The organism is Citrobacter meridianamericanus (genome assembly GCF_041320245.1).
Classification (GTDB): Bacteria; Pseudomonadota; Gammaproteobacteria; order Enterobacterales; family Enterobacteriaceae; genus Citrobacter; species Citrobacter meridianamericanus.
The window spans coordinates 2,875,241-2,901,202 of record NZ_CP101036.1; the positions used below are offsets into that span (position 1 = coordinate 2,875,241).

The window sequence follows — 25,962 nt, forward strand, 5'->3', positions numbered from 1 at the left end:
GCTACATAAAAAGCGTTGAGGAACAGTGAGATGATCGTTTTAGTAACCGGAGCAACCGCAGGTTTTGGTGAGTGCATTACGCGTCGTTTTATTGAGAATGGGCATAAAGTTATTGCCACCGGACGCCGCCAGGAGCGCCTGCAGGAGCTCAAAGACGAGCTGGGTGACCGCCTCTATACCGCACAGCTGGACGTACGTAATCGTGCATCAATAGAAGGGATGCTCGACGCCCTACCTGCTGAGTGGCGCAATATTGATGTACTGGTCAACAACGCGGGTCTGGCGCTGGGTCTTGAGCCAGCCCATAAGGCCAGCATTGAAGACTGGGAAAATATGATCGACACCAATAATAAAGGTCTGGTTTATATGACCCGTGCCGTTTTGCCAGGCATGGTTGAGCGTAACCGCGGTCACATTATCAATATCGGTTCTACCGCGGGCAGTTGGCCATACGCTGGTGGTAACGTGTACGGCGCGACCAAAGCGTTTGTTCGCCAGTTTAGTCTGAATTTACGTACTGACTTACACGGCACCGCGATTCGCGTTACCGACATTGAGCCAGGCCTGGTTGGCGGTACGGAATTCTCGAATGTGCGTTTCAAAGGCGATGACGCCAAAGCTGAAAAAGCTTACGAAAATACGACCGCGCTGACCCCGCAAGATGTCACAGAAGCGGTATGGTGGGTGGCGTCCTTACCTGCTCATGTCAACATTAACACCCTTGAAATGATGCCTGTCACACAGTCATTTGCAGGACTGAGTATTCATCGGAGCTAATTTCACTGCCCGGCCTTGTGCCGGGTATAGATAGCCTGAAATAAGTGATAAGATCTCTGGGTTAACTCTCTAAAAAGTAATAATGAATGACCGAAGAAACGCAGCTCAACCCTACACAGCCGGTAAATCAACAGATCTACCGTATTCTTCGTCGCGATATCGTGCACTGTCTGATCGCACCCGGTACACCGTTGTCGGAGAAAGAGGTTTCCGTACGCTTTAATGTGTCCCGCCAGCCGGTACGAGAAGCATTCATCAAACTGGCAGAAAACGGCCTGATTCAAATTCGCCCGCAGCGTGGCAGTTACGTGAACAAAATTTCGCTGTCGCAAGTACAAAATGGCTGTTTTGTACGCCAGGCAATTGAATGTGCCGTAGTTCGCCGCGCCGCAGCATTGATCACCGATAAACAGAGCTATCAGCTCGAACAGAATCTGCATCAGCAACGTATTGCGATTGACCGAAAACAAATTAATGATTTCTTTCAGCTCGATGACGAATTTCATCAGAAACTGGCTTTAATCGCCGAGTGTCAGCTCGCCTGGGATACCGTCGAAAATATAAAGGCCACGATTGACCGCGTTCGCTATATGAGTCTGGATCATATCTCTCCGCCAGAAATGCTGCTGCGCCAGCATCACGACATCTTTGCCGCACTTGAGAAGCATGATTGCGATGCCGTTGAGCGCGCAATGATGCTACATCTTCAGGAAATAGGTGAGTCCGTTCAGCTTATTCGTCAGGAAAATAGCGACTGGTTCAGCGAAGATTAATATTACGCTCACCTCGCGCAGAGGTGAGTTTATTCTGCATCCCCCACTCTCCTGCACATCTGCATAAAAAAAGCTGTGATTTTGATCGAAAACAAAAAAAATCATTAACGAGAAGCGTATTTATATTGCGCCCATTACGTGGGACTAAAAGCCCACGGGCTTTGACGGTAAGTTGGAAAGGAGAAAACACCATGAAAACATACGATCGTAACCGTAACGCAATCACCACTGGCAGCCGCGTCATGATTAGCGACACCGGACTCACAGGCCGCATTACAGCGATAGATACCGATGGCCTGACCGCTGAGCAAATTCGTCGCGGTAAAACAGTGGAAATCGAAGGGTGTGAAGGTAAATATGCCCCCCTCGAACTGATTCGTTTGGGCATGAACTAATTGGTGTGAATGCCAAAACAATGCGCCATCTGGCCCGTTTACAGCCAGATGGCGAGCTAAATCGATGCTTTTCGTTACTTCAGTTTTGCAACATACTTCGCAACTGTTGTCTTTGCCCCTTCAGCCACTAAAGCAAGATATGCTTGTGTAACCTTGTTTTTGAACAATTCGACCTGCGGCAGTTCACGACCAAAAATAGCATCGATCGCCAGCAGCGCCCGAACACGATCTTCGCCCTCGTTACTACTACGCACCGCATTCTGGATCACTGGCAACAACGGATCGCTAATTTCAATCGCCTGGCCCTGCTCATCAACACCGCCGACGTAGCGCATCCAGCCAGCCACACCCAGCGCCAGTAGATCAAAGTGACTGCCGTTTACAATGTGCCAACGAACGGAATCAAGCATACGCTGAGGCAATTTTTGACTGCCGTCCATAGCGATCTGCCAGGTTCGATGACGCAGTGCCGGGTTGCTGTAGCGCTCAATTAACAGATCGGCATAGTGCTGTAGATCCACACCTTTAACTTTTAACGTAGGCGCTTGCTCCTGCAACATTAGCGCGCGAGCGGCAAGACGATAATTTTCATCGCCCATGCAGTCGTTAATGTGCTGATATCCCCCCAGATAACCAAGATAAGCCAGAAAAGAGTGGCTGCCGTTGAGCATGCGCAGCTTCATTTCTTCAAATGGGATGACATCTGCCACCAGCTCCGCTCCTGCTTTCTCCCACTCAGGGCGACCGGCGACAAAGTTATCTTCGATGACCCACTGACGGAATGGCTCACATGCCACGCCTGCCGGGTCGCGTACGCCAGTGATGTGTTCAATTTTGTCCAGCGTCTCTGGGGTAACCGCCGGGACAATCCGGTCAACCATAGTCGACGGGAACGTCACATGTTGCTCGATCCACGCCGCCAGTTCTTCATTCACCGCCCTCGCATACGCTGTGACAACATTGCGCATTACGTGACCGTTTTCTGGCATGTTGTCGCAAGACATCACGGTAAAGGCGCCTAAACCTGCCGCTTTGCGACGTGCCAAAGCCTCAACCACTACGCCTGGCGCAGTTTTTGGCTGTTTTGGGTTTTGCAGATCGGCGGCAATCATTGGATTGTCGAACATCAGTTGACCGGTCGCCGGAGAATGGCAGTATCCTTTCTCCGTTATGGTCAGGGAAACGATCGCGACCTGCGGTTCACACATCGCAGCCAGTACGCTTTCCAGACCATCAACCTGTGCATGCAGCGCTTTTTTCACCACGCCCACGACTCTTGCAGTCCAGGCATCCGCTGACATTTCCGCAACGGTATACAGGTTATCTTGCTGTTTCAGATCGGCAATTTGCTGCTCACCGCCAATCAGGTTCACTTCACAATAGCCCCAGTCACTGTCGTGCTCTGCAGCCAGAATGTCAGCGTAAACACCCTGATGTGCGCGATGAAACGCGCCAAATCCCAGATGAACAATACGCGGAACCAGTTTTGTACGATCGTAGTCGGGAAGCGCAGCCTTCGCTGCCAGGAGCTTGTTTTGCATGGTATGGCCTATTTATTTATGAACTCAGGACTGTTTCAGAGTAACGCCTGTAGGGTTGTATGTTTTGACTTGCATTAAGCTTTTCTTGATTGGTATGACATCAATCACTAAGTTATATGTCATCTTAAATGGTGAATATGGCGGCACACTGCCGCCAAAGGTATTAATGTTTCTGCCACTGCTGGTATTCACGTTTTAGTCTCTGTGGCGCGGTTTCAGGCATCATTAGCAATCCAATGACTGAGATGACGCCAAGTACAATCACATAGGTTGCGAGTCCATAATAATGTCCACCGGTTACCTGTAGAATTTTTACTGCCACTAAGCCAAGAATCCCACTGCCTATTAACGATCCCAACTGCCAAATTAATGCTATTCCGCTACAACGAATATGGGTAGGGAAAAGCTCAGGAAAATAAGAAGCCTGAGGTGCATAGCACATACTATGTCCAATACTCAGTACCAGGATCATTACTATTTGCGTAAGCCAAAAACTATCCTGATTAATCGCAAGGAAGAAAGGTATAATCATAACTACCTGTAACAACGCTCCGATAATATAGACTGGTTTGCGTCCAATCTTATCGCATAGCGAGCCCATCAATGGTATTGCTATTATTTCTATAATTACTGCAACAATCATTGTCTCCATCAAGATATTTGCATCAAGATTATTTGCTTTACCGTAAGCAAGGACAATCACAGTAAACATAGCAAATGTGCAAGCTTCTATAAGCTTAGCGCACACACCCTTAACAACAATACCTGGAAAATCACGAATCACTTCGACTAATGGGCGTGATTCCTCTGCTTTTGTCTCCCTAATCTGAGCAAAGACTGGTGACTCATCAATTTTTAAGCGGATAAACAGTCCAACAATAACCAGTAGCAGGCTCAACAGGAACGGTATACGCCATCCATAATCCATCATTGCCTCTGGAGAAAGTGTGGCATTTAACAACGCAAAGAGTGCCAAAGGTAGAAGGAAGCCAACCGGAGCACCGATTTGAACCCAACTAGAGAAAAATCCGCGATGCTTAGGTTCAGAGTATTCAGCAGTCATCAGTACTGCACCGGCCTGTTCACCTCCGACACCAAATCCTTGTAATACACGAATGAAAATAAGTAAAGCGGGTGCCCATACACCTATTTTTTCATATGTAGGTAACAACCCAATACAGAATGTCCCCAAGCCAACGATTAATATCGTAATTACTAGTGCTTTTTTGCGCCCTACTTTATCGCCAATATGTCCAAAGACAATTCCTCCTAATGGCCTTGCAAGAAAACCAACAGCATACGTTGCAAAAGCGGCGAGTGTACTAATTAACGGATCATCGCTTGGGAAAAATAGATGACCAAAAAAGAGTACAGCTGCTGTCCCATATGCAAAAAAATCATAATACTCAGCAGCAGTACCAATTGCGGATGCTGAAGCGACTCGGCGGATAATGGGCTTATTATCTACGTCATTTTTAATATCGACTGAACTAACCATAAGTTTAACCTTCTGTAGGGTATTGGGTTAATCAACATATTTCGTACGTAAAATTTATATTTACCAGTTCCACAGCGTGCCATCTTCCAGGCGGGCTACAGGCAAATATGCAGGGTCATACGGATATTTCGCCGCCAGTTTTTCGTCAAACTCGATCCCAAGTCCCGGTTTGTCTCCCGGATGCATGTAGCCGTTATCAAAGGTCCAGTTATGCGGGAACACTTCCAGCATCTGTTCCGAATACCCCATATATTCCTGTACACCGAAGTTAGGCACCCACAGATCAAAGTGCAACGCGGCGGCCATGCACACGGGTGAAAGATCGGAAGGTCCATGCGAGCCTGTGCGAACCTGATACAGCGAAGCAAAATCGGCAATCCGACGCATACCGGTGATCCCCCCCGCATGGGTGATGGTAGTGCGGATGTAGTCGATCAATTGTTCTTCGATAAGCTGTTTGCAGTCCCAGATGCTATTAAACACTTCCCCGACCGCAATCGGCGTGACCGTATGCTGGCGGATCAGGCGGAAGCACTCCTGGTTTTCAGCTGGGGTTGGATCTTCCATCCAAAACAAACGATACTGCTCAATGCTTTTGCCAAAACGGGCCGCTTCAATTGGCGTCAGACGGTGATGCATGTCGTGCAGAAGATGTTCGTTGAAGCCGAATTTATCGCGCACCGCTTCAAACAGTTTTGGCGTGAAATCGAGATATTTCTCCGTTGACCATAACTGTTCTTCCGGCCATTGCCCTTTGGTCGCGGGTTCATAGGCCAGTCCTTTACCTTTCGACATCCCGTAAGTGGTTTTCATGCCAGGTACGCCGCACTGCACACGAATCGCTTTAAAGCCCATCTCTTTATGACGCGCATAATCTTCCAGTACCTCATCGACGGTATGGCCTGTGGTGTGACAATAAACCATGACCCCTTCACGCGACGCGCCGCCGAGTAGCTGGTACAACGGCATATTGGCCGCTTTCGCTTTGATATCCCACAATGCCATATCCACTGCGGAAATCGCCGACATGGTGACTGGACCACGACGCCAGTACGCACCTTTGTAGAAAAACTGCCAGATGTCCTCAATTCGATGCGCGTCGCGACCAATCAACTGCGGGCACACATGATCTTTCAGGTAGGACGCTACGGATAACTCGCGTCCGTTTAATGTGGCATCACCCAGCCCGGTGATCCCATCTTCTGTCGTAATTTTTAACGTCACGAAATTACGCCCCGGACAGGTGACAAAAACTTCAGCCCCGACAATCTTCATTTCTTGTTCCTTACATCTGTTCTTGAGATGCATGAAATTTACCCAACTGAGCTACTACCATACAAGTATAACGATCGAAAAAGCGCTTCTTGATCACAAAAAAGGCGCTATGCGCGCCCCCATCCAGCCACAATGATCAGCATGCCGCACAACGCCACAAGCGCCCCCGACCAGTCGTACAGGCTGAGTTTTACGCCGTCGACGATGCGTAGCCATAGCAGCGCGGTTACCACGTAAACCCCGCCATAGGCTGCATAGACACGCCCGCTTGCTGCCGGGTGCAGCGTCAGAAACCAGACGAATAATGCCAGTGCCCCCCCTGCGGGGATCAGCAGCCAGGCCGTAGCCCCTCGCTTAAGCCAGAGCCAGGGTAAAAAGCAGCCAATGATTTCGCATAGCGCGGTGACGAAGAAAAGCAATGTGGTCTTAAGCATTGATGTTATTCAGTTACCTTCGGTTTAACCATGATACGACAGAATATCATCAGCGTATCCATATCCGCTGAGTGGGTATGCCCACGAAACGTAATAGTGTAGAATTTAACCCTGTTTTACGATTTATCCCCTTTCCCATAAAAGGAATTCGCCATGAATATTACACTGACCAAACGCCTGTGCCTGACGGCTATGCTGACGCTGGCGGCGGCTGTGTACACCTCTTCCGCATTTGCTGAAACCAGTAAACTGGTCATTGAGTCCGGGGACAGTGCGCAGAGTCGTCAACAGGCTGCAATGGAAAAGGAACAATGGAACGATACGCGTCAGCTACGCCAGAAAGTCAATAAACGTGTAGAGAAAGAGTGGGACAAAACCGACGCCGCCTTCGATAGCCGTGATAAGTGCGAACAGAGCGCTAATATTAATGCGTACTGGGAACCCAACACCCTGCGCTGCCTTGACCGCCGCACAGGCCGCACCGTTGCCCCATAAACATTGCACTTTGAAGGATATTGAAAGGATACGATATGACTAGCGCCCTCAGTGTTAAGTTGCGCCCGCTGGAGCGTGAAGATTTACGATTCGTCCATCAGCTTGATAACAACGCCAGCGTAATGCGTTACTGGTTTGAAGAACCTTACGAAGCGTTTGTTGAGCTGTCAGATCTTTATGACAAGCATATCCACGACCAAAGCGAACGTCGCTTTGTTGTGGAATGCAACGGTGAAAAAGCCGGGCTGGTAGAACTGGTTGAAATTAACCATGTGCACCGCCGGGCGGAATTCCAGATCATTATCTCCCCTGATTATCAGGGTAAAGGTCTGGCAACGCGTGCGGCTAAACTGGCGATGGATTACGGCTTTACCGTACTCAATTTGTATAAGCTGTATCTGATCGTTGATAAAGAGAACGAAAAAGCTATCCACATCTACCGTAAACTCGGCTTTATGGTCGAAGGCGAACTAATTCATGAATTCTTTATCAACGGACAATACCGCAACACTATCCGCATGTGTATCTTCCAGCAGCAGTATCTGGCAGAACATAAAACGTCAGGTCCTAATTTGCTGCAACCTACCGCTCAGTAAAGACTGACTAATAGTACTCGATGGTGTTTTCAATTGAGTAATGGTGTTCAACTGCCGGCTTCACGCTCTCGTCAACGATAACAAGCTGGCAGTTGACCGGATTAGCATAGTCATCGTACTTGCACGTTTGTTTGACGTTGCCTACAGGACGATTGTTAAGCAGACTCACCGCGGTGTAATCCAGCTTCTTCAACGGATCAACCGAGGGTTTGGCATCAACTTGCAAGGTGTTATCGTTATTGACGGTTGTTTTACCCAGCGGGTAGCCTTCCGCATCATAGCGATATTGCACTTTCATCTCTTTGCCCGTAGCGGAAACGACAAAACCGTTATCATCGGTATCCCAAACCACACCCGCAGCAGGCAGCTCTGCCAACTGACATTTACCCTGTAAGCGGATCCTTTTTTCCAGCGTTTCGGCATCCCGGTAATAGTTAGCATCCAGGACCAGCGCCATGCCGCTATTATTTTCAATATCGTGCAATTCAAGCGTATCGAAGCACCCTTCCTGTGAGAGCGTACCAACAACGCGTTTAGTAACCTCACCTTTGTCATTGAGCAACGTCTGGCTGAAATCTTTCACCGGTCCGCGCAGCGGGTCGAAATCAAATTCATTTGAAAAACTGGCCATTTCCGGCGTAAAGGAAATCAGCCCTTTGGCGTTATCACACCCAACCAGCAAGAGGCACAGGAAACCTAACAAGGTCTGTTTCTTCACATTTTTCACCGGGATAAGAAGATAATTCTCAATCATATTAGCAAATACAGTTATTTACACCAGAAATGCTAATCTTAGTTTAAGTTGATCATAAAGGAGCTGATGATGAAAAACATACCAGGAATTGCCGCGATCATATTGGTAGTCGCTTCCCCGCAGGTTCTGGCTGCCCCGTCGTCATGTGAACGCGTAAAAAGCGATATCGAACAGCGTATCATCAATAATGGTGTGGCTGAATCCAGCTTCACGCTGAATATTGTCCCCAACGATCAGGCAGATCAGCCTGACTCACTGGTAGTCGGACATTGTGCAAACGATACGCACAAAATTCTCTATACCCGGACTAACAGTGGCAACGCCCCCGCGAATAGCACATCTTCTCAAGACGGACACGCCGCCGAACCGCAATAAATCACGCCCTCCGTGCGCGGAGGGTCACTCCAGTTTGATATGCATTAATATGCTCTACCTACAAGTGGGTAAACTCTCTCTATTATTAGCATGCTATTAATTGCGTTATAGAAATTATTATATAACGATAACAATAATGGAGTGAGTTATGTCTGAAACTGAGCAATATGGAGGCATCAGCCGCAGGGCGTTAGTGAAATCCACGGCTATCGGTTCGCTGGCGCTTGCCGCTGGCGGGCTGTCATTACCTTTCGGAATACGCACCGCCGCCGCTGCGGTACAACAAGCTATTCAACCAGCTGAAGAAAAAGTGGTTTGGGGCGCGTGTTCCGTGAACTGCGGTAGTCGTTGTGCCCTGCAACTCCATGTCAAAGATGACGAGGTTGTATGGGTGGAATCCGATACAACCGGAGACGATATTTATGGTCAGCATCAGGTTCGTGCCTGTTTGCGTGGACGATCAATCCGCCGACGGATCAATCATCCGGATCGCCTGAATTACCCAATGAAGCGGGTGGGAAAACGCGGTGAGGGAAAATTCGAACGTATAACCTGGCAGGAAGCGCTGGATACCATCAGTGACAGTTTAAAAAATACCGTGGAGAAATACGGTAATGAAGCTGTTTATATTAACTACACCTCAGGCATTGTAGGCGGCAACATTACGCGCTCCTCTCCTTATGCCTCGCTGGTCGCTCGCCTGATGAACTGCTATGGCGGATTTCTGAGCCATTATGGTACTTACAGCACCGCCCAAATCGCGGCGGCAATGCCCTATACCTACGGCTCAAATGACGGCAACAGCACGTCCGACATCGAAAACACCAAACTGGTGGTAATGTTCGGCAACAACCCTGCCGAAACGCGCATGAGCGGCGGCGGAATAACGTACTTCCTTGAACAGGCCCGGGAACGCTCTAATGCCCGGATGATCGTCATCGATCCGCGCTATACCGATACCGCAGCGGGTCGCGAAGATGAGTGGATCCCTATCCGACCGGGAACCGATGCCGCACTCGTAGCGGGACTTGCCTGGGTTATGATTAACGAAAATCTTATCGACCAGCCGTTCCTTGACAAATACTGCGTCGGTTATGATGAGAAAACCCTGCCCTCCGATGCGCCAGCAAACGGACATTACAAAGCTTATATTCTGGGGGATGGCGATGACGGCATCGCCAAAACCCCCCAATGGGCATCCCAAGTCACCGGAATCCCAGCCGATCGCATTATCAAACTGGCTCGGGAAATCGGCAGCACGAAACCGGCATATATTTGTCAGGGTTGGGGGCCGCAACGTCAGGCTAACGGCGAACTGACCTCACGCGCGATCGCGATGTTGCCTATCCTGACTGGCAACGTCGGCATCAATGGCGGCAATAGCGGTGCACGAGAATCAACCTATACCATCACAATTGAGCGTATGCCGCTGCCAGATAATCCCATTAAGACCCAGATATCCTGCTTTAGCTGGACTGACGCCATCGCCCGGGGTCCGGAAATGACCGCTACCCGCGATGGCGTGCGTGGGAAAGAAAAGCTCGATGTGCCGATTAAATTTATCTGGAACTATGCGGGAAACACCATCACCAATCAGCACTCAGATATCAATAAAACGCATGCTATCCTGCAGGACGATACAAAGTGCGAAATGATAGTGGTCATTGAGAACTTCATGACATCCTCGGCCAAATATGCCGATATCCTGCTGCCTGATTTAATGACTGTGGAGCAGGAAGACATCATTCCTAACGACTATGCGGGCAATATGGGATACCTCATTTTCATTCAGCCAGCAACCTCACCTAAGTTCGAGCGCAAACCGATCTACTGGATCATGAGTGAAGTGGCAAAACGTCTTGGAGATGATGTCTATCAACGTTTTACCGAAGGCCGTACTCAGGAACAGTGGCTCCAGTATCTGTATGCCAAAATGCTGGCCAAAGATCCTGCCCTCCCTTCTTATGACGCGCTTAAAAAAATGGGGATCTATAAACGTAAAGATCCTAATGGCCACTTTGTCGCCTATAAAAAATTCCGCGACGATCCACAGGCCAATCCGCTCAAAACACCGTCCGGAAAGATTGAAATATATTCCAGCCGACTGGCGAAAATTGCCAACACCTGGGAACTGCAAAAGGATGAAGTGATCAGTCCGCTTCCCATTTACGCGTCCACCTTTGAAGGGTGGGATGATCCGAAACGCAGTTCATTTCCGCTCCAGCTGTTTGGTTTCCACTACAAATCCCGTACGCACTCCAGCTACGGCAATATCGATGTTCTCCAGACATCTTGCCGTCAGGAAGTGTGGATCAACCCCGTCGATGCCCAAAAACGAGGCATTGCAAATGGCGATATGGTTCGAGTCTTTAACGATCGCGGTGAAGTACGTATCCCGGCAAAAGTAACGCCACGAATCCTACCCGGCGTAAGCGCAATGGGCCAGGGCGCATGGCATGATGCCGATATGGCTGGCGATAAAATTGATCACGGCGCCTGCGTCAACACGCTGACAACTCAGCGTCCGTCGCCGTTGGCAAAAGGCAATCCACAGCACACTAACCTGGTCGAGATCGAGAAGGTTTAAGGACTAACCCATGACAACTCAGTATGGATTTTTTATTGATTCCAGTCGTTGCACCGGCTGCAAAACCTGCGAACTGGCCTGCAAAGACTACAAGGATCTCACGCCCGACGTCAGTTTCCGCCGGATTTATGAATACGCCGGGGGAGACTGGCAGGAAGACAACGGCGTCTGGCGACAGAACGTTTTCGCCTACTACCTCTCCATTGCCTGTAACCACTGCGAAGATCCGGCCTGCACCAAGGTTTGCCCCAGCGGGGCTATGCATAAACGTGAAGATGGTTTTGTGGTGGTGGATGAAGACGTGTGTATTGGCTGTCGTTACTGCCACATGGCCTGCCCGTACGGCGCACCACAGTACAATGCCGCCAAAGGGCATATGACCAAGTGCGACGGCTGCCACGATCGCGTCGCCGACGGCAAAAAGCCCGTCTGTGTCGAATCCTGTCCGCTGCGCGCGCTGGACTTTGGTCCCATTGATGAGCTGCGCAAAAAACACGGTGAGCTGGCGGCGGTTGCTCCGCTGCCGGGCCCGCACTTCACCAAACCGAGTATTGTAATCAAACCCAACGCCAATAGCCGCCCGACCGGGGACACTACGGGTTATCTGGCCAACCCGAAGGAGGTGTGACATGGGTAATGGATGGCATGAATGGCCGCTGGTTCTGTTTACGGTGCTCGGCCAGTGCGTGACCGGGGCGCTGCTGGTGAGTGGTTACGGCTGGCTGACCGCTAAAGACGATGCGATAAAACAGCGTATCGTGCGCAACATGTTTTTTCTGTGGCTGGTGATGGGCATCGCCTTTCTCGCCTCGGTGATGCATCTGGGTTCGCCGCTGCGCGCCTTTAACTCGCTGAACAGAGTCGGCGCATCGGCGCTGAGTAACGAAATCGCCAGCGGGTCGCTGTTTTTCGCCGTCGGTGGCCTGTGGTGGCTGGTGGCGTTTCTCGGTAAAATGCCTGCAGCTTTAGGTAAAATCTGGCTGCTGGCAGGCATGGTGCTGGGTCTGGTATTTGTGCTGGCGATGACCCGCGTCTATCTGATAGACACCGTCCCGACCTGGTATAATGGCTATACGACGCTGGCATTTTTTATGACGATGCTGCTCAGCGGGCCGCTGTTTGCCACCCTGCTGCTGCGGGCTGCAGGTGTTTCCTGTAGCCCTGCCAGATTCGCCGGCGTAAGCGTTCTGGCCCTGCTGGTGACCGTGGCGGTTATCGTTCTGCAGGGACTGGCGCTCGGTGAGATCCACAGTTCGGTACAAAACGCCAGCGCGCTGGTGCCCGACTACGCAAGTTTACAGGTCTGGCGTATCCTCCTGCTGGCTGCGGGTCTGGGGTGCTGGATATGTCCGCTTGTCCGTCGCAAAGAACCGTCCGTTGGCGGACTGGCGTTGGGCCTGGTTTCAGTCCTCGCCGGTGAAATCATTGGCCGCGGTTTGTTTTACGGATTACATATGACAGTCGGAATGGCTGTCGCAGGTTAACTCTCGGGTGCGGGGCAACCCGCACTGTTCAGGATTGTATGCATGACCCATTTTTCACAACGTGACAACTTCTCTACCGCAGCGCGTGTGCTGGGTGCGCTATTTTATTATGCACCTGAAAGCGCAGAAACCTCTGCATTAGTCAATGCGTTAAGAACCGAAGGCTGGCAGGTCCAGTGGCCGCTTGATCAGGCAACGCTTTCTCCGCTGGCAGAAAAACTGCAAGTCGAGGCCGATGAGCCTCTGCCGCAAGCCTGGCAGCGTCTGTTTGTCGGTCCGTATGCACTACCTTCTCCGCCCTGGGGATCCGTCTGGCTGGATCGTGAAAACGTGTTGTTTGGCGATTCCACGCTGGCATTACGCCAATGGATGCGGGAAAACGGCATCCAGTTCGCCATGCAGCAAAATGAGCCGGAAGATCACTTTGGTTCGTTGCTGTTGCTTACGGCCTGGCTTGCTGAGAACGAACGCCATACCGAATGCGAGCAGTTGCTGGCGTGGCATTTGTTCCCGTGGTCATCCCGCTTCCTTGACGTATTTATCGACAAAGCCGACCACCCGTTCTATCAGGCGCTCGGTGAGCTGGCCCGTCTGACACTGGCTAAATGGCAATCGCAGTTACTGATCCCGATAGCCAAAAAACCTCTGTTTCGCTAATTTCCTCACAGGCAGAATGCATCCTGCCTGTGGGACATCCTGTTGCGCACGCTAAGCTTTTGCTTCTGTTGCCAAATAACCGCAAAATGAAGCGTCTGCAACTTCCTTTCTGGACACTCATGCACCATTTACATGCTTATCCTGATCTGCGCGCCATGTTCCGCCGTCTGATGATTGCAGCGCTGATTGGTATTCTTGCCGCGTTAGCCGTTGCAGGATTTCGTCATGCCATGTTCTTGCTTGAATGGTTGTTCCTGAGCAACGACACCGGGAGTCTGGTCAATGCGGCAACAAGTCTTTCGCCTCTAAGACGTGCGCTGACGCCTGCATTAGGTGGTCTGGCGGCAGGTTTACTGCTTTGGGGATGGCAAAAGTTTAACCGTTTACGCCCACAGGCCCCTACCGATTATATGGAAGCCCTGCAAACCGACGGTCAATTTGACGTCAGTGCAAGCCTGGTTAAATCACTCGCCTCATTACTGGTTGTCGCCAGCGGGAGCGCCATCGGGCGCGAAGGCGCCATGATTTTACTGGCTGCGCTGGCGGCCTCCTGCTTTGCTAAACGCTTCACCCCGCGTACGGAATGGAAGTTATGGATTGCCTGTGGAGCCGCTGCCGGTATGGCTGGAGCGTACCATGCTCCACTGGCGGGCAGTTTATTTATTGCTGAAGTATTGTTTGGCACGCTGATCCTCGCATCACTGGGACCAGTGGTGGTGTCTGCCGTCGTGGCCTTGCTCACCACCAATGTACTGAGCGATAGCAATGCGCTCCTGTATGCCGTACGATTCACGCGCGAGCTACATGTGCTGGAATATGTCATGATCGTCAGTACCGGTCTGGCAGCCGGCGTTTGCGGGCCGCTGTTTATGTGGTTGATGACCGCCAGCCATAATGGTTTTTTGCGCTTAAAACTCTCCCCTCCGTGGCAACTGGCACTCGGCGGACTGATCGTTGGCCTGCTGTCGCTGCTCACGCCTGCGGTCTGGGGCAATGGCTACAGCGTAGTGCAGTCATATTTGACCGCCCCTCCGTTACTTGCCGTGGTGAGCGGGATCTTTATCTGCAAAATACTGGCAGTATTAGCCAGCAGTGGTTCCGGCGCGCCAGGCGGTGTGTTTACGCCAACGCTGTTTGTCGGTCTGTCGGTGGGCATGCTACTGGGACGGATGTGGGGATTGTGGTTACCGGGGCCGGATGAGATTGCTATTTTGCTGGGATTAACGGGTATGGCCACGCTGCTGGCAGCAACTACACATGCGCCAATAATGTCGACACTGATGGTTTGTGAAATGACCGGGGAGTACCGTCTGCTCCCCGGGTTGCTGATTGCCTGTGTGGTGGCGTCGGTGCTATCGCGAACGTTACGCCACGACTCGATCTACCGACAACACGCTGCCGAGCATTGACAGGCGGATGAACTGAGACAGCTCGCGCTGCTCTGCGCGAGGCAGATAAGGCAGTTCGCCGATAAGCGGTGCGGGTAATTTTTTGCTCAGCACATCAATGATTTCCGCATAATGCGCCAGCCCTGGATTGATACGGTTCGCGACCCAGCCGATTAACGGCAGTCCGTCGCTGGCAATCGCCTGCGCAGTAAGGATGGCATGATTAATACAGCCTTCCTGGATACCTACCACCAGCAACACCGGCAATTGTTCCTGTACCACCCACTCAGATAACGGACGCAGATCGTTCATCAGGCTCCGCCAGCCTCCTGTGCCTTCCACGACAACGTGATCGACTTTTTCACTGAGGCTTGCGAGGCCGTTAGAGAGCAGGGTGTAATTGACCGGCCCACTATGCGCTACGCTACTTTCGTCTTCACTGAGTGCAATCGGGTTGACCGCCTCGTAGGGCAGCTCGATTGTCGACACGCTTTGTAGCACCAGCGCGTCTTTGTTGCGCAGACCTTCAGGCGTCTCTTTGCTTCCTTTGGCTACGGGCTTGTAACCCACAACACTTTTACCTCCTGACGCTAACGCTTGTAGTAATGCGCGGGAAACCACGGTCTTCCCAACAGAAGTGTCTGTACCTGTAATAAAGAAACGCTTCAGCATCACTAACTCCACCGTTATGCTTTGAAAATATAAATCAGGAAAATAAAACAGTGGAGAAAGTCTAAGGTATGGCGATAAGAATCGGCTTGAGATAGCGCAATTTTTCGTACAACAGTTAAAAAATGTTAACCCTGTAATAGACGAATCAACAAAGAACCGTTATACATCGCGTCCTTAACGAGCGCCGCACCGGCCATCGTTCCCTGATTGGTGAACTGCGTACTTTCGACGACAATATGCTGACTGTAGGCCGGAAGCGCCTGCTGACGGATGCTGTCAGCAATAGTGGGAAACAAAATATCCGCCGCTTTACTGAACGGAGAACCGATCAATATCTTTTGCGGGTTGAACAAATTCACCATGATGGCAAGAATTCTGCCTACATGGGTTCCGACGCCGCTAATGATATCCTTCGCCAACAAATCTCCCTGCATGGCCGCCAGACACAGCGCGTCTACCGTTAACGGTTGCCCGTGTAGAGAAGAACTCATTGACTGTTTCAATCGCACCTGTGCGAGTTCCAGCACGCTGTCGACGCTGGCAATCGTTTCCAGGCAACCATGGTTGCCGCAATAGCAGCGTTTACCATAGGGATCCACCTGTGTATGCCCAATTTCAACCAGACTACTGCTGCCAGCATGCAGTAAATGACCGTCGGTGATCACCCCTGCACCCACGTTATGATCGATCACCACCTGAATGACATCGCGCGCGCCACGCGATGCACCAAAAAGTGCCTCGGCCATGGTCCAGGCGCTGATATCGTGCTGAATATACACCGGTACACCAGTATGATTTTCAAGAGCCTGCCCAAGCGGCATCTCTTTGACATCTTCGTAAAACGGCATGCGATGGACGATACCGTTTTCAGTATCAATAATACCGGGTAAGGTGATGGCGATGGAGGTTAAGCGCTCCAGCTTTTGCTGGTGGCGGATGAAAAACTGATCGACCTGGGTAATAACACGTTCCAGCAACGGGGTTTCACTGACCAGCGCCATCTCAAGACAATCTTCAACCACCAGCTTGCTGCTCAGATCGCGCAACGCCAAAAAAATCTCTCCGCGACTGATACGAATAGATAAGTAGTGCCAGGCTTCCGTTTCAACAACCAGCCCAACGGCCGGACGCCCACGACTTCCCGCCTCCTTGATTTCCAGCTCTTGTACCAGGTGCGCCTCGAGCATTTCGCGGACAATTTTAGTAATGCTGGCAGGCGCCAATTGTGCCAGGCGAGAGAGATCAATACGCGATACCGGACCCAGCTGATCAATCAGGCGATAAACCGCGCCCGCATTGGTCTGCTTAATTTGATCGATATGCCCAGGCTGACTATCAGCAACCACCACTTACTCCCTTTATTTTCGCGCTCCGAAATAATCTGTAGACTATGGTGAAGCACTTCAATGGCTCCCGTCAAATTTTTACTTAGCCGTGTGATTTACTGCACATTTTCGCCCATTTTTAAACTAAATTAATCGTATGAACAACCGCCAGCAGTTGCTCGCGAAAGCGCTGTGCGGCGTGACTTTGTTCATGATGCTTAGGCCACACTAACCACATTTCTGAGACGGCATCTTCTTCCGCTATCGGGAGCCAACACATTTCATTCAATTGCACCCGTTTAAAGGACGCGGGAAGAATGGAAACACCTAATCCTGCAGCCACCAGCCCAATGATAGTCATCGCCTCACCAACCTCCTGAGCGATAGTAGGCTTCAGTCCATAGCGACGCATCAAACCAAGAATATCGTCATACAACCCCGTCCCCACGTGTGGATCAAAAAAGACAAAGGGTTCGTTGGCCAGCTCTGCCAGCGTAACTACCGGCTTTTGCGCCAGCGGATGCGCGCGCGGGATCATCGCCATCAAGGGCTCATGCAGAATAATTTCACGCTCCAGCGTTTCCGGAAGATGCGTGTTGCGTAATAGTCCTAAATCCAACGTTCCTTCGTTAAGCGGGGCAATTTGCTCGCGCGTATTCATTTCCCGGGTTTGCATATGGACTGCAGGGTAGCTCTGGCGGAACAGGGATAACGTATCAGAAACTGCTTTGATAAACGGCGCCGATGATGTAAAGCCGATACGCAACTCCCCTGCTTCTCCCAGATGCAAACGCTCAGCCCTGGCAGCAGCTTCATTAACCAGACTAAGGATCTGTCGGCTGTCCGCCAGAAACTGCTTGCCGGCAGACGTCAGCGCCACGCTACGGTTAGTGCGCGCCAGAAGTCGGGCACCGACCTGCTGTTCCAGGATCTGGATTTGCTGGCTGAGTGGCGGTTGCGAAATATTCAGTCGAGCCGCAGCTCGACCAAAATGCAGCTCTTCGGCAACCGCCACAAAGTAACGTAAATGACGCAATTCGATATTCATATTTTTAAAATATTATTTGAGATTATTAATATATTAGACAGAATATTGTGAGTTTCATACTCTTAAGGCTAGACCTGTAGAGGTAATTGATTGAGCAAGGATTTCAAGTGAGCCGTACAACAACTGTCGATACCGCGCCGGCAAGCGATGTTGATGCGCAGAGAGTTACCACGCCGGATGGTTTTATCAAACGTGGCACATCCCCATTTATGCGCGTCACGCTGGCGCTGTTTTCTGCCGGACTGGCAACTTTTGCTCTCCTCTATTGTGTGCAACCCATTCTGCCCGTGCTCTCACACGAGTTTGGGGTCTCTCCCGCCAGCAGCAGTATTTCGCTTTCCATCTCAACGGCGATGCTCGCCATTGGTTTATTGTTTACCGGCCCACTTTCTGATGCGATAGGTCGCAAGCCGGTAATGGTAACGGCACTCCTGCTCGCGTCCTGCTGTACGTTGCTTTCCACGATGATGACCAGCTGGCACGGTATTTTAATCATGCGCGCACTGATAGGCCTTTCGCTGAGCGGCGTGGCGGCAGTGGGTATGACCTACCTGAGTGAGGAAATTCATCCCAGCTTCGTCGCCTTTTCAATGGGTTTATATATCAGCGGTAACTCGATTGGTGGTATGAGTGGTCGTTTGATCAGCGGCGTGTTTACCGACTTCTTTAACTGGCGTATCGCGTTGGCGGCGATCGGGTGTTTTGCCCTTGCCTCCGCGCTGATGTTCTGGAAAATCTTGCCGGAATCTCGTCATTTCAGACCGACGTCGCTGCGCCCGAAGACGTTATTTATTAACTTTCGTTTGCACTGGCGCGACAGAGGGTTGCCGCTGCTGTTCGCCGAAGGTTTCTTGTTAATGGGATCTTTTGTGACGTTGTTTAACTACATCGGCTACCGTCTGATGCTCTCCCCGTGGGAACTCAGCCAGGCTGTTGTCGGCCTGCTGTCAGTGGCGTATTTGACCGGGACCTGGAGTTCGCCGAAAGCAGGTTCGATGACCACCCGCTACGGACGCGGCCCGGTAATGTTGTTTTCAACCGGCGTGATGCTGGTTGGGCTGTTGATGACCCTTTTTACATCGCTATGGCTAATTTTCGCCGGGATGCTGCTCTTTTCAGCTGGATTCTTTGCCGCGCACTCCGTGGCAAGCAGTTGGATTGGGCCACGGGCAAAACGCGCTAAAGGCCAGGCCTCTTCCTTATATCTGTTCAGTTATTATCTGGGATCCAGCATTGCTGGCACGCTGGGCGGTGTATTCTGGCACAGCTATGGCTGGAACGGCGTAGGCGGATTTATCGCCCTGATGTTGGTGCTGGCGTTGCTGGTCGGCACACGTTTACACCATCGTCTGCACGTGTAATCCTCGATGCCCGGCCTCCGGGCATCATCTTCATGAACCTGACAGTAACATCTGAGCCGCCATTTGCAGGGCAATAACCGTTCAATTCATCACTATATGCAGCATAATCGGCATCAATGCCAGGAAGTGTTATAGCCTCTCTTTACTCAGGAATATCATCGTCAGCTACTCAGTGGAGAATCCGCCAGCGGCAACGTAAAACGGAAGCAGGCCCCTGCCGATGAATTAACCAGGCTTATATCCCCCCCATGCAGCTCGAGCATTCTTCGCACAATCAGTAAGCCCAGACCACCACGTTCAGCCCGCTGCTCACGGGGAATTAACGCGGTCGGTCGCTGAAATAAGACTTCTCGTACAGCGTCCTCCACCCCAGGTCCGCTGTCCTGCACTTCCGCTAATAGGCGGTCTGCATCACACCAGACTTTCAACCATACATCGCCCCCGTCAGGCGTATGACGGATAGCATTATCCAGCAAATTCGTCACCACTCTTTCCATCATTGATAAATCGGCATTCACCAATGGCAACGGCCCCATTACTTCAAGGTGCAACTGCAAATGACGCATGGCAACGGGGAGATCAAATTTCTGCGCCACATCCTGGATAAGCTCGCCAATTGCAAAACGCTCGCGCTGCGGTTTTATACCACCATGCTCCAGTCGCGCCAGCTCAAACAACTGTTTCGACAGATGACGAACCTTATGCCCCTGGCGTAACGCGATACTCAGATAATGCCGGTTTTCATCCGGCGTCATCGTATCCGCTTTCAGCGACAGCATTTCCAGGTACCCCAGCAGCGATGTGAGCGGCGTGCGTAAATCGTGTGAGATATTGGCAATAAATTCTCTGCGCTGACGATCGCTGTCAGCCAATAAATCCCACTGCTGTGCGATTTTCTGCGCTAACTCGATAAACGCGTTGTTCAGTAAGGCAATCTCATTCGCCGGAGCCGGATCAGGATTTTTTTGTGCCAGCTGTTTAATAACGCTAATGCTGTCCTGTTCCAGTTTGACCACCTGACCGGTCAGCCTTTTCACCGGATTCGTCACCCATCGCCACACCAGGAACCCCGCGATTGCACCAGCGAATAAAACCAGAATTAACGTCCCGGCCACGGTGTTCCAAAGCGTTTTTTGCCAGGCGTTATTTGCCAGCATATTCAGGTCTTCGCCCTGGAGAATGATGTACAAATAGCCGTGCAGCTCACCGTTGAATAACACTGGCGCGGCGCTAAAAACCTTTTGCTGACTACTGCGCGGATCGTTGCCATATACGGGCAACTCGTTCGAATTAAGGAACGCTTTAATTGGTTGTACGCTAATTTTCTGTTGCTGCAGATGCCCAGGCGGGGCAGCATCAGCGAGTAATTCACCGGACGGTGAAACCAGATACAGCTCCACGCTTGGGTTGAGCGTCATCAGGTGATTGAAAAGTCCTTTTAAGGTCTGGCGATTAACTTGCCCGCTGGAGTCAATAAGTGGCTCACTTTCAACAATCTTACTCGCCAACGCCAACGAGAGCCTTTGCACCATCGCATCACCATACTGTTTACTGCTGCGGATCTGAACAGCGCTGACGGCAACCGCGCAAATCAGCATAATGGCGGTAAAGACCAGGGTCAGTCGCTGGCTCAGCGACAGGCGATAAATCATGACTGATGCTCCGCGTTAACCGCAGCAAGCTTATAGCCTCTTCCCCAAACGGTGAGAATAATTTCCGGCTCAGCCGCATCTTTTTCAATTTTGGTCCGCAGACGATTGATATGGCTGTTCACCGTATGTTCATACCCTTCATGCTGGTAGCCCCACACCTGATCTAACAGTGCCTGACGCGAAAAAACCTCTCCTGGATGACGGGCGAAAAAATAGAGCAAATCGAACTCCCGCGGCGTCAAATCGAGGGTTTTACCTTGCAGGCGGACCTCCCGGGCTAATGGATCAATCTCTACGCCATGAACGGTGATAATCCCGGCCTCCATACGCAGGTTCTGACTCATTGCCTCCTGACGGCGAAATAACGCCTTCACCCGAGCCATTAACTCCAGCACGGAGAAAGGTTTAGCTAAATAATCATCGGCGCCCATTTCCAGCCCCAGAACACGGTGCGTTTCACTGGTACGGGCGCTGATAATGATGACGGGTAGATAGAAACTCATTTGACGAATGCGACGACAAATCTCCAAGCCGTCCACTCCTGGCAGCATCAAATCGAGGATAACGGCATCCCAGACGTGCTTCTCGAGTTGCTCAAGCGCACGCGCACCATTTGCTTCATGTATAATTTCGTACCCCTCATCCTTCAGACTCAGTTGCAAAAGTGAGGCAATATCACTGTCATCTTCCACCAGAAATATCTTTTTTGCGCCAGTCATCAGTGTCATCCCCCTCTCGTCATACTGAAAGCTTACCTCAGGCAAGGGGCGGAAGTTATCACAAAATTTTTAACTTTTCGTGAGGATCAGGGGATACCCCTGCGCCCAGTATGTCGATATAGACACGTCAGGCATTCAAAGCGAAACGTCGCTTTGTTTTCCTCAATATGACAACAAAAAGGAAAAGTTATGCAGAAAAAACGCCTACTTCGGGAAGCTGATGTAACAGCCGAGTCAGTTTTTTTTATGCAACGACGACAGATCCTTAAAGCTCTTGGGATAGGCGCGGCTGCGGCATCGTTGTCTTCCCCGACACAGGCCAATTTGTTGAATTGGTTTAAAGGTAACGATCGTCCACCTGTTCCGGCGGGCAAAACGCTCGAATTCGCAAAACCCGAGCGCTGGCAAAGCAATCTGCCCCTGACGCCGGAAGACAAGGTGACGGGCTACAACAACTTCTACGAATTTGGTCTGGATAAAGCCGATCCTGCCGCGAATGCCGGTAGCCTGAAAACCGATCCCTGGACGTTAACTATCAGCGGTGAAGTAAACAAGCCTTTGACGCTGGATCATGATGCACTGACCACGCGTTTTCCGTTAGAAGAACGCATTTACAGGATGCGTTGCGTCGAGGCCTGGTCAATGGTCGTGCCATGGGTTGGCTTTCCCTTGCATAAATTATTGGCGTTGGTTGAGCCAACCAGCCATGCCAAATACGTCGCTTTTCAAACTCGCTACGCCCCTGACGAAATGCCTGGCCAGAAAGATCGCTTCATTGGTGGAGGACTGAAATATCCCTATGTCGAAGGTCTGCGTTTGGATGAGGCCATGCACCCGCTCACACTTCTGACCGTGGGCGTGTATGGCAAAGCGTTGCCGCCACAAAACGGGGCGCCAATACGCCTGACGGTCCCCTGGAAGTACGGCTTCAAGGGTATTAAATCGATAGTCAGTATTAAGCTAACGCGAGAGCAGCCACCGACAACCTGGAATATGTCGGCGCCAAACGAATACGGTTTTTTCGCCAATGTAAATCCACAGGTCGATCACCCCCGCTGGTCTCAGGCTTCAGAGCGTTTTATCGGTTCGGGTGGCATTCTCGATGTACAGCGGCAGCCTACATTGCCTTTTAATGGTTATGCCGATGATGTGGCGTCTTTATATCAGGGCATGAATCTACGGGAGTATTTTTAAGTGAGGTTAACCGTAAAACAGATAACGGGCCTGAAAGTGCTGCTGCATCTCGCCGGTTTTTTCCCCCTGGTGTGGCTTTTCTGGGCCGTACAGCATGGCGGATTAGGTGCCGACCCAGGAAAAGATATCCAGCACTTTACAGGTATCACTGCGCTGAAGTTTTTACTTGTGACTTTGCTAATATCGCCGCTCGCACGCTATGCAAAACAACCTTTGCTGTTTCGCACTCGGCGGCTGTTAGGTTTATGGTGTTTTGCCTGGGCCACGCTGCATTTGACCAGCTATGCGCTGCTGGAGTTGGGTATACAAAATCTGGGACTATTGGGTCGTGAACTGGTTTCACGCCCATGGCTGACGCTGGGCATAATAGGTTGGATAATCTTACTCTTGCTGACGATAACGTCCACGCAAGCCGCGCAGCGTAAAATGGGTAAACGTTGGCAAACACTGCACAATTACGTTTATCTGACTGCCATTTTGCTACCGCTTCATTACCTGTGGTCAGTAAAAGTGTTATCCCCGCTTCCCATTATCTACGCCATTTGTTTTGCCGTGCTGCTGGCTTTTCGCTATAAAAAGCTGTTACGGAAAACCGGTTACAAAGGTGTGTTTATGAAAAGTGAATGAATCACGGTAAACTTCTCATACACCTAAACAGAACGAGAACAAAAAATGAGTAGCAATGATAATTACCATCAGCTCACCCGCACGTTCCAGCGGCTCTCTCGCTTCTCCCACCTCTCGGCAATCGCCAGTTGGGACATGTTTACCATGATGCCATCCGGCGGCAGTAAAGCACGCGGTGAAGCGCTGGCCGAGTTGAGCGTGCTCGAGCACCAGCTGTTAACCGATCCGAAGGTGGCAATGTGGATCGCCGCGGCCCAACAGGAAGACCTCAACGATGTTGAGCAGGCCAACCTGCGCGAAATGTCGCGTCTGCATCACCAGGCATCGTTGTTGCCTGAATCGCTGGTAGAAGCGAAATCCCTCGCGGGAAGTCGTTGCGAACACGCCTGGCGCAACCAGCGCCCCGCGAATGACTGGGAAGGATTTTCCGACAACCTGAAAGAAGTCGTGAAGTACAGCCGAGAAGAAGCCCGACTGCGCGCAGAGGCTAAAGGCTGTACGCCTTATGACGCGCTACTGGACATTTTTGAACCAGGGATGACCAGCGCCCAGTTGGATGTCCTGTTTACTGACGTTAAGAGCTGGCTTCCTAACCTGCTCAACAACGTTGTGGCGAAGCAGTCTCAGCAGTCGCTCATTGCCCCGGTTGGTCCCTTCCCAACCGCTCTCCAGCGTGAGCTGGGTCTGGAAACAATGGCTCAGTTGGGATTCGATTTTACGGCTGGCCGACTGGATATCAGTGCACATCCCTTCTGTGGCGGTGTACCGGAAGATGTTCGTATCACCACCCGCTATGATGAAAACGAATTACTCAGCGCGCTGTTTGGTGTGATCCATGAAACCGGTCACGCCCGCTACGAGCAAAATCTGCCGCGCAACTGGTCAGGTCAACCTATCGCTTTGGCACGCTCAACCGCCATTCATGAATCCCAGAGTTTGTTTTTCGAGATGCAACTGGGCCGTAGTGAAGCCTTCCTGACGCGGTTAATTCCGGCGGTGAGGCGGTATTTTGGCGATCAGGCTGCGTTTGAAGAAAGCAATTTCATCGCCTGGAATCAGCAGGTTAAACCCGGATTTATCCGTGTTGATGCCGATGAGGTAAGCTACCCCGCTCACGTGATCCTGCGTTATGAAATCGAACGTGAGCTCATTAATGGCGATATTGAAGTGGATGATATCCCGGCATTGTGGAATGAGAAAATGCAGGCCTGGCTGGGACTGTCAACGATCGGCAACTATCGTAACGGTTGTATGCAGGATATTCACTGGACCGACGGCGGCTTTGGCTACTTCCCTTCTTATACCTTAGGTGCCATGTACGCAGCGCAGTTATTCAGTGCCGCTAACCGTGCGTTGCCGAATTTAAATCAGTCTATTGCGCAAGGCGAGTTTGGCGCATTATTTGACTGGTTACGTCAGAATATCTGGCAGCACGGCAGCCGTTTTACAACTGAACAGCTTATTACCCAGGCCACCGGGGAGCCGCTTAGCAGCCGTTATTTCCGCGCTCACCTGGAAGCCCGCTATTTGTAATCTCATACCGTGAGTCATTGTACATATCGTTACACGCCGAAACCAATGACTCACGGAAGCCCTGTGATTACAGCGATATAGTTATTTCAACGGCCCCGCAGTGGGGTTGAATGAAAAACCAAATCGAGGGTATGAGAATGAAAAAAGTATTAGCTCTGGTTGTTGCCGCTGCTATGGGTCTGTCTTCTGCTGCATTTGCTGCTGAAACAACTGCTACCACCACTCCGGCTGCTGCTGCAACTACCAAAGCAGCCCCGGCGAAAACCACTCACCACAAAAAACAGCACAAAGCAGCGCCGCAAAAAGCGCAGGCAGCCAAAAAACACACTAAAAAAACGACAACCAAGCCGGCAGTAGAACAGAAAGCGCCGGAGCAAAAAGCGCAGGCCGCTAAAAAACACACAAAAAAAGCGGCAACCAAACCAGTAGCAGAACAGAAAGCGCCGGAGCAAAAAGCTCAGGCCGCTAAAAAACACACCAAAAAAGCGGTAAAACACGACACCGCTAAACCGGCTGCTCAGCCTGCAGCATAACGTCTTTGTAGTCACTGTGGCGTCCCCCACGCCATAGCAAACGGCGCTAAATCAACCGGATTTAGCGCCGCCATTCGGAGGGTAAAATGGTGTCACATTACCGCTTTGAGTTCATTCTTATTACCCTGATAATTTGCGCCATCATCGCCATGCGTTTTTATCTTTCCTGAATGTAGTTATCTGATTTTACTCCCACTTTCTCGTCGTCCCGTCTATAGTATTAACTGAGGGTTTGCTGTTAAAAATCATAATTCCCCACCAGAGCGTGA

General features: G+C 51.0%; 26 protein-coding genes. 16 read left to right on the top strand and 10 right to left on the bottom strand.

The window, feature by feature from the left end; translation table 11 throughout:
- Positions 1 to 30: 30 nt before the first annotated feature.
- The 3 genes from ydfG (at position 31) to ydfZ (ending at position 1,945) form a co-directional block, all read left to right on the top strand.
- Positions 31 to 777: a bifunctional NADP-dependent 3-hydroxy acid dehydrogenase/3-hydroxypropionate dehydrogenase YdfG gene (gene ydfG, locus NMD08_RS14080; RefSeq protein ID WP_151219158.1), complete on the top strand. Its 747-nt coding sequence runs from the start codon at positions 31 to 33 to the stop codon at positions 775 to 777.
- An 86-nt stretch (positions 778 to 863) separates the two neighbouring features.
- Complete coding sequence (locus NMD08_RS14085) at positions 864 to 1,550, top strand: GntR family transcriptional regulator (protein WP_370618380.1); 687 nt, start codon at positions 864 to 866, stop codon at positions 1,548 to 1,550.
- A 191-nt stretch (positions 1,551 to 1,741) separates the two neighbouring features.
- Positions 1,742 to 1,945, top strand: coding sequence for a putative selenium delivery protein YdfZ (ydfZ, locus tag NMD08_RS14090; RefSeq protein ID WP_003032393.1), 204 nt, complete (start codon positions 1,742 to 1,744; stop codon positions 1,943 to 1,945).
- A 74-nt stretch (positions 1,946 to 2,019) separates the two neighbouring features.
- Here the strand turns inward: ydfZ and NMD08_RS14095 are convergent, their stop codons facing one another.
- From NMD08_RS14095 to NMD08_RS14110, 4 genes are all read right to left on the bottom strand, one after another.
- On the bottom strand, positions 2,020 to 3,486 hold the full coding sequence (locus NMD08_RS14095; RefSeq protein ID WP_187252471.1) for a fructuronate reductase: 1,467 nt from the start codon (positions 3,484 to 3,486) through the stop codon (positions 2,020 to 2,022).
- Between the two features lie 163 nt (positions 3,487 to 3,649).
- Entirely contained in the window at positions 3,650 to 4,984 is a 1,335-nt protein-coding gene (locus NMD08_RS14100; protein ID WP_187252472.1) for an MFS transporter, read from the bottom strand.
- A 60-nt stretch (positions 4,985 to 5,044) separates the two neighbouring features.
- Entirely contained in the window at positions 5,045 to 6,259 is a 1,215-nt protein-coding gene (gene rspA / locus NMD08_RS14105; protein ID WP_151225436.1) for a starvation-sensing protein RspA, read from the bottom strand.
- Positions 6,260 to 6,366: 107 nt separating this feature from the next.
- Positions 6,367 to 6,693: a YnfA family protein gene (locus tag NMD08_RS14110; protein WP_151219153.1), complete on the bottom strand. Its 327-nt coding sequence runs from the start codon at positions 6,691 to 6,693 to the stop codon at positions 6,367 to 6,369.
- Between the two features lie 153 nt (positions 6,694 to 6,846).
- On the opposite strand from NMD08_RS14110, the gene NMD08_RS14115 reads away from it, so the two are divergent.
- Both NMD08_RS14115 and speG read left to right on the top strand, forming a co-directional pair.
- Positions 6,847 to 7,188 (top strand): DUF1283 family protein, encoded by a 342-nt coding sequence (locus tag NMD08_RS14115; protein WP_151219152.1) that lies wholly within the window; start codon positions 6,847 to 6,849, stop codon positions 7,186 to 7,188.
- Positions 7,189 to 7,223: 35 nt separating this feature from the next.
- Positions 7,224 to 7,784, top strand: a complete 561-nt coding sequence (gene speG / locus NMD08_RS14120; protein ID WP_151219151.1) for a spermidine N1-acetyltransferase — start codon at positions 7,224 to 7,226, stop codon at positions 7,782 to 7,784.
- A 7-nt stretch (positions 7,785 to 7,791) separates the two neighbouring features.
- Here the strand turns inward: speG and NMD08_RS14125 are convergent, their stop codons facing one another.
- Positions 7,792 to 8,502, bottom strand: a complete 711-nt coding sequence (locus NMD08_RS14125; protein WP_151219150.1) for a YnfC family lipoprotein — start codon at positions 8,500 to 8,502, stop codon at positions 7,792 to 7,794.
- A 102-nt stretch (positions 8,503 to 8,604) separates the two neighbouring features.
- Here NMD08_RS14125 and NMD08_RS14130 point away from each other — a divergent pair, with 102 nt between their 5' ends.
- From NMD08_RS14130 to clcB, 6 genes are all read left to right on the top strand, one after another.
- Positions 8,605 to 8,913, top strand: a complete 309-nt coding sequence (locus tag NMD08_RS14130; RefSeq protein ID WP_370618383.1) for a DUF1161 domain-containing protein — start codon at positions 8,605 to 8,607, stop codon at positions 8,911 to 8,913.
- A gap of 148 nt (positions 8,914 to 9,061) precedes the next feature.
- On the top strand, positions 9,062 to 11,500 hold the full coding sequence (gene ynfE / locus NMD08_RS14135; protein ID WP_286540676.1) for a selenate/tellurate reductase subunit YnfE: 2,439 nt from the start codon (positions 9,062 to 9,064) through the stop codon (positions 11,498 to 11,500).
- A 10-nt stretch (positions 11,501 to 11,510) separates the two neighbouring features.
- The gene (locus NMD08_RS14140) at positions 11,511 to 12,128 is read left to right on the top strand and encodes a DMSO/selenate family reductase complex B subunit (protein WP_210905053.1); all 618 of its coding nucleotides are present in this window, start codon (positions 11,511 to 11,513) and stop codon (positions 12,126 to 12,128) included.
- Position 12,129: 1 nt separating this feature from the next.
- Complete coding sequence (locus tag NMD08_RS14145) at positions 12,130 to 12,984, top strand: dimethyl sulfoxide reductase anchor subunit family protein (protein WP_370618386.1); 855 nt, start codon at positions 12,130 to 12,132, stop codon at positions 12,982 to 12,984.
- Positions 12,985 to 13,026: 42 nt separating this feature from the next.
- A complete protein-coding gene (gene dmsD, locus NMD08_RS14150; RefSeq protein ID WP_151219147.1) occupies positions 13,027 to 13,641 on the top strand; it encodes a Tat proofreading chaperone DmsD in 615 nt (204 codons plus the stop codon).
- A 119-nt stretch (positions 13,642 to 13,760) separates the two neighbouring features.
- Entirely contained in the window at positions 13,761 to 15,050 is a 1,290-nt protein-coding gene (gene clcB / locus NMD08_RS14155) for a voltage-gated ClC-type chloride channel ClcB (RefSeq protein ID WP_151219146.1), read from the top strand.
- Here clcB and bioD read toward each other — a convergent pair.
- The 3 genes from bioD to NMD08_RS14170 all read right to left on the bottom strand — a co-directional run bounded on the left by bioD (position 15,006) and on the right by NMD08_RS14170 (position 18,074).
- The gene (gene bioD / locus NMD08_RS14160) at positions 15,006 to 15,701 is read right to left on the bottom strand and encodes a dethiobiotin synthase (protein ID WP_151219145.1); all 696 of its coding nucleotides are present in this window, start codon (positions 15,699 to 15,701) and stop codon (positions 15,006 to 15,008) included. The two genes, clcB and bioD, sit on opposite strands and share 45 nt — an antisense overlap.
- A gap of 125 nt (positions 15,702 to 15,826) precedes the next feature.
- The gene (gene mlc / locus NMD08_RS14165; protein WP_151219144.1) at positions 15,827 to 17,047 is read right to left on the bottom strand and encodes a sugar metabolism global transcriptional regulator Mlc; all 1,221 of its coding nucleotides are present in this window, start codon (positions 17,045 to 17,047) and stop codon (positions 15,827 to 15,829) included.
- Between the two features lie 118 nt (positions 17,048 to 17,165).
- On the bottom strand, positions 17,166 to 18,074 hold the full coding sequence (locus NMD08_RS14170; protein WP_151219143.1) for a LysR family transcriptional regulator: 909 nt from the start codon (positions 18,072 to 18,074) through the stop codon (positions 17,166 to 17,168).
- 107 nt (positions 18,075 to 18,181) lie between these two features.
- Here NMD08_RS14170 and NMD08_RS14175 point away from each other — a divergent pair, with 107 nt between their 5' ends.
- On the top strand, positions 18,182 to 19,435 hold the full coding sequence (locus tag NMD08_RS14175) for an MFS transporter (protein ID WP_151219142.1): 1,254 nt from the start codon (positions 18,182 to 18,184) through the stop codon (positions 19,433 to 19,435).
- A gap of 161 nt (positions 19,436 to 19,596) precedes the next feature.
- Here the strand turns inward: NMD08_RS14175 and NMD08_RS14180 are convergent, their stop codons facing one another.
- Complete coding sequence (locus NMD08_RS14180; RefSeq protein ID WP_286540690.1) at positions 19,597 to 21,087, bottom strand: HAMP domain-containing sensor histidine kinase; 1,491 nt, start codon at positions 21,085 to 21,087, stop codon at positions 19,597 to 19,599.
- Positions 21,084 to 21,806: a response regulator transcription factor gene (locus tag NMD08_RS14185; protein ID WP_151219495.1), complete on the bottom strand. Its 723-nt coding sequence runs from the start codon at positions 21,804 to 21,806 to the stop codon at positions 21,084 to 21,086. Before NMD08_RS14185 ends, NMD08_RS14180 begins: the two co-directional genes overlap by 4 nt.
- A 189-nt stretch (positions 21,807 to 21,995) precedes the next feature.
- On the opposite strand from NMD08_RS14185, the gene msrP reads away from it, so the two are divergent.
- The 4 genes from msrP (at position 21,996) to asr (ending at position 25,693) form a co-directional block, all read left to right on the top strand.
- Positions 21,996 to 23,000: a protein-methionine-sulfoxide reductase catalytic subunit MsrP gene (msrP, locus tag NMD08_RS14190; protein ID WP_370618389.1), complete on the top strand. Its 1,005-nt coding sequence runs from the start codon at positions 21,996 to 21,998 to the stop codon at positions 22,998 to 23,000.
- Positions 23,001 to 23,627, top strand: a complete 627-nt coding sequence (msrQ, locus tag NMD08_RS14195) for a protein-methionine-sulfoxide reductase heme-binding subunit MsrQ (RefSeq protein ID WP_370618391.1) — start codon at positions 23,001 to 23,003, stop codon at positions 23,625 to 23,627.
- A 45-nt stretch (positions 23,628 to 23,672) separates the two neighbouring features.
- Complete coding sequence (locus NMD08_RS14200) at positions 23,673 to 25,160, top strand: carboxypeptidase M32 (RefSeq protein ID WP_370618393.1); 1,488 nt, start codon at positions 23,673 to 23,675, stop codon at positions 25,158 to 25,160.
- A 137-nt stretch (positions 25,161 to 25,297) separates the two neighbouring features.
- Positions 25,298 to 25,693: an acid resistance repetitive basic protein Asr gene (asr, locus tag NMD08_RS14205; RefSeq protein ID WP_187252483.1), complete on the top strand. Its 396-nt coding sequence runs from the start codon at positions 25,298 to 25,300 to the stop codon at positions 25,691 to 25,693.
- Positions 25,694 to 25,962 lie beyond the last annotated feature (269 nt).

Bases quoted from the DNA above. Each gene is read 5' to 3' on its own strand.
- NMD08_RS14130 (WP_370618383.1), top strand. From the start codon at position 8,605: ATGATGAAAAACATACCAGGAATTGCCGCGATCATATTGGTAGTCGCT.
- NMD08_RS14110 (WP_151219153.1), bottom strand. From the start codon at position 6,693: ATGCTTAAGACCACATTGCTTTTCTTCGTCACCGCGCTATGCGAAATC.
- NMD08_RS14140 (WP_210905053.1), top strand. From the start codon at position 11,511: ATGACAACTCAGTATGGATTTTTTATTGATTCCAGTCGTTGCACCGGC.
- rspA (WP_151225436.1), bottom strand. From the start codon at position 6,259: ATGAAGATTGTCGGGGCTGAAGTTTTTGTCACCTGTCCGGGGCGTAAT.
- ydfZ (WP_003032393.1), top strand. From the start codon at position 1,742: ATGAAAACATACGATCGTAACCGTAACGCAATCACCACTGGCAGCCGC.
- NMD08_RS14170 (WP_151219143.1), bottom strand. From the start codon at position 18,074: ATGAATATCGAATTGCGTCATTTACGTTACTTTGTGGCGGTTGCCGAA.
- NMD08_RS14185 (WP_151219495.1), bottom strand. From the start codon at position 21,806: ATGACTGGCGCAAAAAAGATATTTCTGGTGGAAGATGACAGTGATATT.
- ynfE (WP_286540676.1), top strand. From the start codon at position 9,062: ATGTCTGAAACTGAGCAATATGGAGGCATCAGCCGCAGGGCGTTAGTG.
- NMD08_RS14085 (WP_370618380.1), top strand. From the start codon at position 864: ATGACCGAAGAAACGCAGCTCAACCCTACACAGCCGGTAAATCAACAG.
- bioD (WP_151219145.1), bottom strand. From the start codon at position 15,701: ATGCTGAAGCGTTTCTTTATTACAGGTACAGACACTTCTGTTGGGAAG.
- NMD08_RS14115 (WP_151219152.1), top strand. From the start codon at position 6,847: ATGAATATTACACTGACCAAACGCCTGTGCCTGACGGCTATGCTGACG.
- dmsD (WP_151219147.1), top strand. From the start codon at position 13,027: ATGACCCATTTTTCACAACGTGACAACTTCTCTACCGCAGCGCGTGTG.
- NMD08_RS14095 (WP_187252471.1), bottom strand. From the start codon at position 3,486: ATGCAAAACAAGCTCCTGGCAGCGAAGGCTGCGCTTCCCGACTACGAT.
- NMD08_RS14180 (WP_286540690.1), bottom strand. From the start codon at position 21,087: ATGATTTATCGCCTGTCGCTGAGCCAGCGACTGACCCTGGTCTTTACC.
- NMD08_RS14145 (WP_370618386.1), top strand. From the start codon at position 12,130: ATGGGTAATGGATGGCATGAATGGCCGCTGGTTCTGTTTACGGTGCTC.
- NMD08_RS14100 (WP_187252472.1), bottom strand. From the start codon at position 4,984: ATGGTTAGTTCAGTCGATATTAAAAATGACGTAGATAATAAGCCCATT.
- clcB (WP_151219146.1), top strand. From the start codon at position 13,761: ATGCACCATTTACATGCTTATCCTGATCTGCGCGCCATGTTCCGCCGT.
- msrP (WP_370618389.1), top strand. From the start codon at position 21,996: ATGCAGAAAAAACGCCTACTTCGGGAAGCTGATGTAACAGCCGAGTCA.
- NMD08_RS14200 (WP_370618393.1), top strand. From the start codon at position 23,673: ATGAGTAGCAATGATAATTACCATCAGCTCACCCGCACGTTCCAGCGG.
- speG (WP_151219151.1), top strand. From the start codon at position 7,224: ATGACTAGCGCCCTCAGTGTTAAGTTGCGCCCGCTGGAGCGTGAAGAT.
- asr (WP_187252483.1), top strand. From the start codon at position 25,298: ATGAAAAAAGTATTAGCTCTGGTTGTTGCCGCTGCTATGGGTCTGTCT.
- ydfG (WP_151219158.1), top strand. From the start codon at position 31: ATGATCGTTTTAGTAACCGGAGCAACCGCAGGTTTTGGTGAGTGCATT.